General features: G+C 44.9%; 11 protein-coding genes and 1 pseudogene. 9 read left to right on the top strand and 3 right to left on the bottom strand.

Annotated features, from left to right (window positions below; translation table 11 throughout):
* Nucleotides 1–195: 195 nt before the first annotated feature.
* From AC1DUA_RS18485 to AC1DUA_RS18495, 3 genes are all read left to right on the top strand, one after another.
* Nucleotides 196–1,020, top strand: coding sequence for a phytanoyl-CoA dioxygenase family protein (locus AC1DUA_RS18485; protein ID WP_477501167.1), 825 nt, complete (start codon nucleotides 196–198; stop codon nucleotides 1,018–1,020).
* A gap of 376 nt (nucleotides 1,021–1,396) precedes the next feature.
* Nucleotides 1,397–1,618, top strand: coding sequence for a hypothetical protein (locus AC1DUA_RS18490; protein WP_477501168.1), 222 nt, complete (start codon nucleotides 1,397–1,399; stop codon nucleotides 1,616–1,618).
* A gap of 82 nt (nucleotides 1,619–1,700) precedes the next feature.
* On the top strand, nucleotides 1,701–2,840 hold the full coding sequence (locus AC1DUA_RS18495) for a stalk domain-containing protein (RefSeq protein ID WP_477501169.1): 1,140 nt from the start codon (nucleotides 1,701–1,703) through the stop codon (nucleotides 2,838–2,840).
* Nucleotides 2,841–2,902: 62 nt separating this feature from the next.
* Here the strand turns inward: AC1DUA_RS18495 and AC1DUA_RS18500 are convergent, their stop codons facing one another.
* Genes AC1DUA_RS18500 through AC1DUA_RS18510 form a run of 3 tightly spaced genes read right to left on the bottom strand, consistent with a single transcriptional unit; the run spans nucleotide 2,903 to nucleotide 3,948 of the window.
* Nucleotides 2,903–3,358, bottom strand: a complete 456-nt coding sequence (locus tag AC1DUA_RS18500) for a DinB family protein (protein WP_477501170.1) — start codon at nucleotides 3,356–3,358, stop codon at nucleotides 2,903–2,905.
* A gap of 45 nt (nucleotides 3,359–3,403) precedes the next feature.
* Entirely contained in the window at nucleotides 3,404–3,511 is a 108-nt protein-coding gene (locus AC1DUA_RS18505; RefSeq protein ID WP_477501171.1) for a hypothetical protein, read from the bottom strand.
* Nucleotides 3,512–3,513: 2 nt separating this feature from the next.
* The gene (locus AC1DUA_RS18510; RefSeq protein ID WP_477501172.1) at nucleotides 3,514–3,948 is read right to left on the bottom strand and encodes a cupin domain-containing protein; all 435 of its coding nucleotides are present in this window, start codon (nucleotides 3,946–3,948) and stop codon (nucleotides 3,514–3,516) included.
* A gap of 129 nt (nucleotides 3,949–4,077) precedes the next feature.
* Here AC1DUA_RS18510 and AC1DUA_RS18515 point away from each other — a divergent pair, with 129 nt between their 5' ends.
* The 6 genes and pseudogenes from AC1DUA_RS18515 to AC1DUA_RS18540 all read left to right on the top strand — a co-directional run.
* Nucleotides 4,078–5,055: a Gfo/Idh/MocA family protein gene (locus AC1DUA_RS18515; protein WP_477501173.1), complete on the top strand. Its 978-nt coding sequence runs from the start codon at nucleotides 4,078–4,080 to the stop codon at nucleotides 5,053–5,055.
* 30 nt (nucleotides 5,056–5,085) lie between these two features.
* On the top strand, nucleotides 5,086–6,072 hold the full coding sequence (locus AC1DUA_RS18520) for a Gfo/Idh/MocA family protein (RefSeq protein ID WP_477501174.1): 987 nt from the start codon (nucleotides 5,086–5,088) through the stop codon (nucleotides 6,070–6,072).
* A 240-nt stretch (nucleotides 6,073–6,312) separates the two neighbouring features.
* Entirely contained in the window at nucleotides 6,313–7,242 is a 930-nt protein-coding gene (locus tag AC1DUA_RS18525; protein WP_477501175.1) for a metallophosphoesterase family protein, read from the top strand.
* Nucleotides 7,243–7,582: 340 nt separating this feature from the next.
* The gene (locus AC1DUA_RS18530; RefSeq protein WP_477501176.1) at nucleotides 7,583–8,548 is read left to right on the top strand and encodes an ABC transporter permease; all 966 of its coding nucleotides are present in this window, start codon (nucleotides 7,583–7,585) and stop codon (nucleotides 8,546–8,548) included.
* A gap of 14 nt (nucleotides 8,549–8,562) precedes the next feature.
* Nucleotides 8,563–9,438, top strand: coding sequence for a carbohydrate ABC transporter permease (locus AC1DUA_RS18535; RefSeq protein WP_477501177.1), 876 nt, complete (start codon nucleotides 8,563–8,565; stop codon nucleotides 9,436–9,438).
* Between the two features lie 73 nt (nucleotides 9,439–9,511).
* Nucleotides 9,512–9,708 (top strand): annotated as a pseudogene (locus tag AC1DUA_RS18540) (hypothetical protein); the annotation flags it as partial.

Raw genomic sequence — 9,708 nt, forward strand, 5'->3', positions numbered from 1 at the left:
GGGATATTCATGAAGGACATAAAGTAACATCTCCTCGGAAATCGTTCTAATGTACATTTTAAATGAGGAATTGGGGTGTTAATGGCCCTACTATATGTACAATTATACATGAAATTATACTTTCAATCCATGGATGAGAACTGCTAATTCCTCTACACTTAAATCAGATACCACAAGTAGAGGAGCGAATGTGCAATGATGGTGAAGGTAGGAAATCGCGAATTAGAAATGGATGGCGAGCAATTGACGGAGCTTCGAAGCTCCAATGATATTATGCAGGATAAGCAGGCGCTGCGAGAACGGATGGRGGAGGACGGCTATTTATTAATCCGCGGGTTCCATGATAGAGATGAGGTGTTGGAAGCCCGGACGAGCATTTTGGAAAAAATGGCCCAGATGGGCAAGCTGGATCGCGACACGCAGCTGGAAGAAGGCGTTATGGCCGATGGCAGTAAAACCATATTCATGGGGGGAACGAATGAAGACCTTCCTGCTCTGTTGAATGTACTAAATGGCGAACATATCATGCGCTTTTTCGATGAATTCATTGGGGAACAGTCGCTTACGTATCATTACAAATGGCTCCGCGCCGTAGGCAAAGGGGATTTCACCGGAGCGCACTACGATATTGTGTATATGGGCAGAGGAACACAGAACGTCTACACCGTATGGTCTCCCCTTGGAGATGTAACGTATGAAATGGGTGGACTGGCTATTTGCCTAGGTTCTCACCGTTTCGAAAAGTTGAAGCAATCCTACGGCTCCAAAGATGCAGACCGCGATGGAATCGGTCACTACACCGATGATCCGCTAGTCATAACGGAGAAGTTCGGCGGCAAGTGGGCAACAACCGAATTTCAGGCAGGGGATGTGCTTATTTTCGGTATGTTTTTGATGCACTGCTCGCTTGAAAATACGACGAACCAGTATCGCATTAGTGTTGATGCGAGATATCAATCGGCTAATGAGCAGGTTGACGAGCGATGGAGCGGCAAAAAGCCGAAGGGCCATCATAAATAAAAGGCGAAGAGGCTGTCTCAAAGTCAGAAATGACTTCGGAGATGGCCTTTTATGATATCGCACAAATAGTGTCCTGTAGTTCCGTTTGATTTGTTGATATTGGTATGGGATGACGATCGGGATCCGAGTCTATAATCGCTTCGAGCCTGAGTAAACGCGGATACACAATCGGAGGTATATCTTTTTTCCTCTGATTGCTAGGTGTGTAGACACAGGTGATGGTAATATTGTGTTGAGTAGGATGAGGCACCATCCCCTTCGAAATAACAGCGATTACGAATAAAAGGTTAATACATCATAAGTTCCTACATATACTCAAGTAATATTTTGTAAAAAGCGGGTCGCTTCTGGCCTATCCGAAGGTGAGGCTGTTCCCATGCATAAGATGTTGGAATCTGATGCGGATCTTTTTATCGCAGCTTTATCTCAATCGACGGTCTCTGTGCTGCAGACAGATGCTGATGGTGTTTACTGTGAAGTTGACCGTGGCATTATTGAAAAGTTTACCAACAAGTCCGTCCGCTTAAGCACGATAATGGATGAAATTTGCTACTATTACCGAGACGACGGGACCATTTTCCGGGTGGAAACGACATAAATGGGGGGATAGCTTTCGAATCATTTAATGTTAGGCGAAAGAATCCACCATATCATTAAGTAAATGGGAGAGTGACCATACATTGGGTAAATGGAAAGCGGGAACAGTCGGCTTCGTTTGTGGCGCCTTATTTTTCTCAGGGCTAACTTACGCGGCGACTGATGCGGTCGGAATAGACGTTTATTTTCGCAAATTACAATATTATTTCGATGGTGAGAGCAAGCAGCCTCCGAAGGATTTGCAGGGGTTTATTTACAAAGATACAACTTATGTACCACTAAGATTTCTGTCTGAATCGCTAGGGAAATCGGTCAGCTGGGATGATGCAACAAGCTCTATCTACGTTGGGGACAAGCCGGCTCAGAATTCAGCACCGGGATCGGCAACATTGCAAGTATTTCCTAAGGATAACCCATGGAATACCGATATTTCCAGTTACCCTGTCCATCAGAAATCAGCACAGTTCATCTCCTCAATTGGCTTGAATACGAGTCTGCATGCGGATTTCGGCACGGTGTGGGAAGGCGCCCCAATCGGCATTCCATACACGGTCGTAGGCGGAGATCAGCCGAAAGTCAATGTGACATTCACCGACTATGGCGACGAAAGCGATCCGGGTCCCTATCCGATTCCACTGAATGCGCCAATTGAGGGCGGGCCTAACAGTGACGGTGACCGACATGTCATCGTTGTCGATAAAGACAATCAGAACCTGTATGAGTTGTACAACGCGCACCAGACAGATGATGGTTGGAAAGCTTCGAACGGCGCCATATGGGATTTGAAATCGAATGCCTTGCGGACAAAGTACTGGACATCCGCGGACGCAGCGGGTCTGCCAATTTTCCCAGGTCTGGTCCGTTATGATGAAGCATCTGCTGGAGAAATCAACCATGCCCTGCGGTTCACAGTCCGCAAAACACAAAAGGGATTCGTCGCTCCAGCCACCCACTATGCTTCAAGCAGCACAGACCCCAATCTTCCTCCTATGGGATTAAGACTGCGGCTGCGGGACGATTTTGACATTTCCGGCTACTCGCCAACGAATCAAGCCATCCTTCGTGCCATGAAGAAATATGGCATGATCGTTGCGGACAACGGCAGTGATCTCTATGTCAGCGGAGCGCCTGATCCGAAATGGGATAATGATGATTTGCGTAAGCTAAGCAAGCTGAAAGGGAGCGACTTTGAGGTCGTAGATACAGGGCCGATTGAAAAATAGGAATGAATAAAAAAACAGCTGCTCAAAGTTACCTTTGAACGGCTGTTTTTGTGTTCCTAAAATTATTTCAACACTTTCATCATAGCAGACATAACGCCAAAATGATTGGCTTCATGCATGATATTGGCGTTGATTAGCTGCTCAATCGTCGCAGCTTGCAGCATGTTCTCTTTGACTGGCACTTCCAGCTTATCGTGCAAGGACTCGCGAATTTGGGCTGGTTGTTCTTTCAGTTGTGCGATGATTACATCCCAAGCAGGCGGTTCTTCTTGCCAATCTGCAGGTTTCGTACCATTGCCAAAAAAGGATAAATAGTTCGCTGGAAGTAACGAAGGTTGCTCGGAAAGACCGAATACGAGGCGATTCGTCACCGAAAGAACGTGACCAATCTGCCAATGAAGGCTGTTGTTAAACCCTTCTGGCACAACATTTCTTTTGTCCGCAGGACATCCTTCCACTAACTGAAGCAGCCGATTGCGGTACTTGTCCAATGCTCCGAATAAAAAGGTATCTCTCATTCTCATCAATCCTCCTGAAATTTTGAGCTGAAACGTTATCGACTTCTATTGTACCACTCGCAGCAACTTTCTGACATATTCCTTCGGCGTGCAGCCATTGTAGCGTTTGAACAGCTCATAGAAATGAGCCATATTCTCGATCCCCACAGTCACGGCTATGTCGGTGACAATGTCGGTTTTGGTAATGAGCAGCTGCTGGCGCGCTCATTTTCAAGGAACATATAGTTCAAATCTTCGAGCGGTCGCACCATTTCTGAGAAATGCCGATAATACATCATCATCGCAGGGTCAAAATAGGGCTGAAGATCGACATGGAGCACGATATAGACGAGTGGTTCGTCTTCCGGCTTACTGCTGTGATGAAGCTGGGAAGAGCCGATAAGGACGACTTCACCCGGCGAGAGGTGATAGAGATTGTCCGGCGTACGAATATCAAGCTTTCCTTCTTGCACGATAATCAGTTCAACCTCTTTATGGTAGTGCCATTGCTGCCCAAGCTGATGACTCTTCGGATTTGTATTGGTGAACTGCCAGACCTTCATGCATAGGTGCTCATTCTGATAATGAATGGGTTCTTTGAACGTTTCCATAAGTAACATCACCTAGTCCATCACTGCAAATTTGGATATAAACAAGACAAACCGCGTCATTTTTGTATGGCTGTCGAATCGGTATGATTGCTTTAATTAGTATACAACAATTGAAAGGGCGAGTGAGAGATGAAAGTAGCAGTAGTCGGCTGTGGCGGTATGGGGCAGTGGCACGCGAAGAGTTATGCGAAGATGCCCGGCGTAGAACTGGTTGGCGTATGTGATATTAATGCGGAGTATGCGGCAGAGGCTGCAACAAAAGTGGGAACGATGGCGTTCACGACATTTGAGGAGATGCTTTCGGCTGTTGAATTTGACGTTGTCAGTATCGCAGTTCCTACCTTCTTACATAAAGAAGTCGTGTTTCAAGCCGCAAAAGCAGGGAAACATGTCATCTGTGAGAAGCCAGTGGCGCTGCATTTGGAAGATGCCAAAGAAATGATCGCTTGCTGTGAGGATAATGGGGTCCGCTTATTCATTGGACATGTCGTACGCTTTTTCCCTGAATATGCGCAGATGAAGCAGCAGATTGATGCCGGTCAAATCGGCAGGGTCGGTGTTGCGAATGCGAGGCGTGTAGGCGGCCATCCAGGAGAAGCTAGGTCCTGGTTCATGGATGCAGACAAAAGCGGTGGCGTGATTGTCGATTTAATGGTGCACGACATCGATTTCATGCGTTGGACGCTAGGCGAGGTCAAGTCAGTTTATGGGATGAACAAGTGTGAAGGAACGATGGATTATGCGCTTGTTACGCTAGTTTTCAAAAGCGGTGCAGTGGCTAATCTGGAGGCATTCTGGGGCTATCCGGGATCCTTCCGCTATGCGGCAGAGTTTGCGGGTTCCGAGGGACTTGTTCACACGGATAGTATGAGCGCGCAATCTTTGCAAATACGCAAGGTTTCCCCTCCAGAGAGCGGGGGTAAAGCGGTTGAAATTCCACAAAGCCCGAGCTTCTATGATCCGTATTACATCGAGCTTGAACATTTTCTGACTTGCATCCGCGACGGCAGCGATCCGATCGTAACAGCGCTTGATGCCTGCGAAGCATTGAGAATTGCCAAAGCTGCGCTTGAATCGATTCAAACTGGCCGAGCTGTGCTGCTATAAAGAGGGCAAACATTCCGGGAGGGACCTATCATGGATACGTTGAAAATAGGCATGATTAGCTTCGCGCATGGTCATGCATTCAGTTATTTTAATAGTTTACTAGAGCTGCCTGATGTCAAAATCGTTGGGATTGCAGATGAAGTGAGAAGCAGGGTTGAAGGCATTGCTCAGCGCCACGAAGTGCCGTATTATGCCGATTATCGGGATTTGCTCGCACAAGATGTGGGCGCCGTGGTCATTTGCTCGGAGAACGTTCATCACGCCAAGCTTGTGATCGACGCAGCGAATGCGAAAAAACACGTGCTTTGTGAGAAGCCGCTCGGCACGACGATGGAGGAGATGGAGCAAATGATTGCTGCCTGCAAGGAGAACGGCGTACAGCTAATGACAGCATTTCCTTGCCGCTACTTGGCGGCCGTGGTGCAGGCGAAGGAAGCCATCGAGCGTGGCGATATTGGTGACATCGTCGCGATCAAAGGGACGAATCACGGAGGCAACCCTGGCGGATGGTTCATCGACAAAAGCTTATCCGGAGGCGGGGCCGTTCTCGACCACACCGTGCATGTGATGGACTTGATGAACTGGTTTTTACAGTCGGAAGTGAAGGAAGTGTACGCTTATGCGGCTACACTTTTCAGAGAAGAGCTTGAAGTGGAAGATGCCGGCATGGTGCACATCAAGTTCGACAACGGTGTATTTGCAGTTCTGGATACGAGCTGGTCGCGTCCCAAATCGTTCCCGACATGGGGGGATGTGACGATGGAAATTGTCGGCACCCAGGGAGTTATCACAGTGGACGGCTTTGCGCAGAAAAATGACCTGTTCAGCAATGCAGCAGGTAAAGGACAATACACCTTCTGGGGAGACAATATGGATGGGTTTATGATCCGTGACTTCGTCAAGGCGATGCGTCAAGGCGAGCAGGTACCGGTCACAGGAGAAGACGGATTGAAAGCGGCGCAAGTAGCGCTTGCCGCTTACGAGTCTGCCAAACTTGGGCAACCTGTAGGGGTCTAGGTTAAGAGCTTGTTTCATCTAGTTCTATGGACTAGATGGAACGAGCTTTTTGTGCTGCTATCGCTCATGTATCGTTGACCGACTTAGGTGAATTTTATAGAAATCGCTCGTTTTTACACACCTGATTATAGAAATCCAATACACTTGATGTGTAGAAGAGATGGATATTGGAGCTATGATAGAAGAGAGCAGTCTACACTTTTATCATTCTACTTTAATCATCTTATTGGGGGAATTGGTATGGAACATGAATGTATCCGATTTGGGTTAATCACAGATATTCATCAAGATTTGATGTATAAAGCAAGTGATAGGCTTCAAGCATTTATAGACGAGTGTATCAAAGAAAAAGTGGATTTTATTATCCAACTGGGCGATTTTTGTTTTCCGCTTCCGGAAAACAAGCCATTCCTTGATATATGGAAGCAATTTGAAGGGCCAAATTATCATGTTCTTGGCAATCATGATATGGATAAATGTGATAAACAGATGATGATGAGTTTTCTTGGTATGAAGTCCAATTATTATTCATTCGACTGCGGCGACTACCATTTCGTTGTTCTGGATGCCAATTATTTCCGTGTGGACGGTCAGTACGTGGATTATGCGTTTAGCAATTATTCTAAAGAGGGGCATACCGTCTGTCATGTGACGGACGAGCAATTAGAGTGGTTGAGGAAGGATTTGTCCCAAACGGACAAACCTACGATTTTGTTCAGCCACCAAAGCCTGGAAGAGACATATGTTGGATCTAATGTCGGAATTTATAACAGCGACAAACTTCGTGAGATTTTGCGAGAAGCCAATCAAATAGCGGGTTTTCGTAAAGTGATCGCTTGCATGAATGGTCATAATCACCTTGATGGCGCCAAGGTGATCGACGATATCTATTTCCTCCATATGAACAGTATCTCGTATCATTATTTGGGCCCTCAGTTCAATACGGTTCGGTATTCCGAGGAAATTACGGAAAAGCACTGGATTCTGGGGCAATCTGTTCCTTACGAAGAACCCCTTTATGCCATAATCACACTGGAGCCTGGGCTCTTGACAATAAAGGGTAAAGAAACAACGTATGTCGGCCCTGATCCGCTTGAAATCGGGCACAATAATGCCAATGCGGGTCATGTGGTATCAGCAAAAATATCAAGCAGGCAATTGAAGTTTTAAATGAGACAAGGGAAAATACGGCGTTTACTCTCGCGATGTGGGGGAAACGCCGTATTTTTGTATATCATTTACTAGAGCGCACGCCTCAATTCTTTTTCAGGAACCCCCAAAATGATCATTTGAAAATTGGTTTACCTTAATTACTATTATTGTAATGTCTTTAAAAATACTTACAGGGTCGTTTCTGTAGAAATCACTCGTTTTTGCATACCGAATTATAGAAAAACCAGATACTTGTTGTTTAGAAAAGAGGGGTATCGGGCTATGATGAGGTCACACCAAAGACAACCTGCCAAACAACAGGCCAGCGAAGGTAAATACGAAACGAGGAGTGTTTTTCATGGAGAGAGTACCTGTAACTATAAAGGCCAGAGGAGGTTCTACGGCGCATAAACTTCCTGCTTTTTGGAAGCAGCTTAGACAGTCTCATCAGTTGTTAGTTTTAGCCTTACCTGCTTGCATCTTTGTTTTTGTTTTCCACTATATTCCCTTATACGGACTGATCGTCGCTTTTAAAAATTACAATTATAGGGATGGTATCCTCCACAGTCCATGGAGTGGTTTTGAAAATTTTAAATTCATATTTACTTCCAGCAATGCTTGGGACATTACCCGGAATACGCTCCTCTACAACACCGCTTTTATTCTTTCTACTTTAATCGTTTCGGTTCTTCTTGCGCTTCTTTTGAATCAAGTTTCGAAAAAGTTTGTCAAATTCCATCAAACGGCGCTATTTTTCCCTTATTTTATCTCCTTCGTGATCGTGAGTTATGTATGCCTTGCTTTTCTGGATATGAGTCACGGATTTCTAAATACGATATTGTCCTGGTTCGGTAAGGAACCTGTTCTTTGGTATAACGAGCCTAAATATTGGCCTTATATTTTAATATTGGTTAATTTATGGAAAAATGCGGGTTATTACGCCATTATCTATTACACAGCCATTATCTCCATTGACTCAGAGTATTTTGAAGCGGCAGAAATAGATGGCGCAAACATCTGGCAGCAAATTTGGTCAATTACCCTCCCTTTGCTGAAACCTTTAATGATTCTGCTTGTGCTACTTCAAGTAAGCCGTATCTTCTTCGGGAATTTTGACTTGTTTTATAACGTTACGATGAATTCTACGCTCCTTTATCCAGCGACAGATATCATTGATACGTTCGTGTTTAGAGCTCTAAGGGTTAATGGAGATATTGGCATGGCATCGGCTGCCGGTTTCTATCAATCTGTTGTTGGTCTTGTCATCATCTTACTTACAAATTTCGTCATTCGAAGGGTTAGTAAAGAAAACGCCCTGTTCTAAGGAGGTTCTTCTCAATGATAATCAAATCGCGTATTAGTCTCTTCATGATCCACATGGCATTATTGTTATCGTCGATTGCCTGTATCATTCCAATTGTGCTTGTTCTCACAGCGTCATTCACAAAAGAAAGTACGATCTTAACAGAAGGGTACTCCTTATTTCCAAGTGAAATCTCGTTAGAAGCGTATCAATTTATTTTTAAAAATCCCAAACAAATTATTAATTCCTATGTGGTTACGATCTTTGTAACAGTAGCCGGTACTTTGCTGAGCATCATGATTACAGCCATGGTTGCTTACGTGATATGTAGAAAAGATTTCTTTTTAGCGAATAAAATTTCATTTTTCATCTTTTTTACACTCTTGTTCAGCGGCGGTTTGGTGCCGTGGTACATTCTCGTCTCGCGGATTTTACATTTAAAAGATTCACCGTTAGCTCTTATTCTGCCGTATGTTGTAACCCCTTTCTTAGTCTTGTTAATGAAAGGATTTATGTCGACGATCCCATTCGCATTAATTGAATCGGCGAAAATGGATGGCGCAAGCGAATATCGTGTGTTTTTCTCCATTATTATTCCTGTTAGTAAATCCGGATTAGCAACAATCGCCTTGTTTTCAGTGCTCATCTATTGGAATGATTATTGGTTAAGTTTATTGTTTATTGACACTGGGAAGTATGTCAGTTTGCAACTACTGCTTTACCGAATCATGTCTAACATTGATTTCTTAAATAGTGCACTGGCCGTAGCGAATACATCTTCTGTCGTGTTGCCAAGCCAATCGGCTCGTTTCGCGCTAGCGGTCGTTGCGGCAGGTCCCATGTTATTTATTTTTCCTTTCTTTCAACGATTTTTTGTCAAAGGAATTACAGTCGGTTCCATTAAAGGCTAGACGCTTAACGTTGGTTTGATACCGTAAGGTTTCAAATAATATCAAATTGTATGATCCAGGGGAGGAAAAACACATGAAAGCAAAGAGCATGAAGAAAGTATTCGGAAGCGTTTTCTCAATTGTTTGTGCAGTATCCTTAATTAGCGGATGCAGCAGCGGAAACACGGGAGGGCCTACCGCTACAGTTTCGCCAGCGGAGAGTGCGAAAAGCGGGGGAGCGGCGACTAGTCCTGCTAAACTTGATCCTGTGAATCTGACACTTTATAGAGT

The organism is Paenibacillus sp. 01T422 (assembly GCF_056398785.1).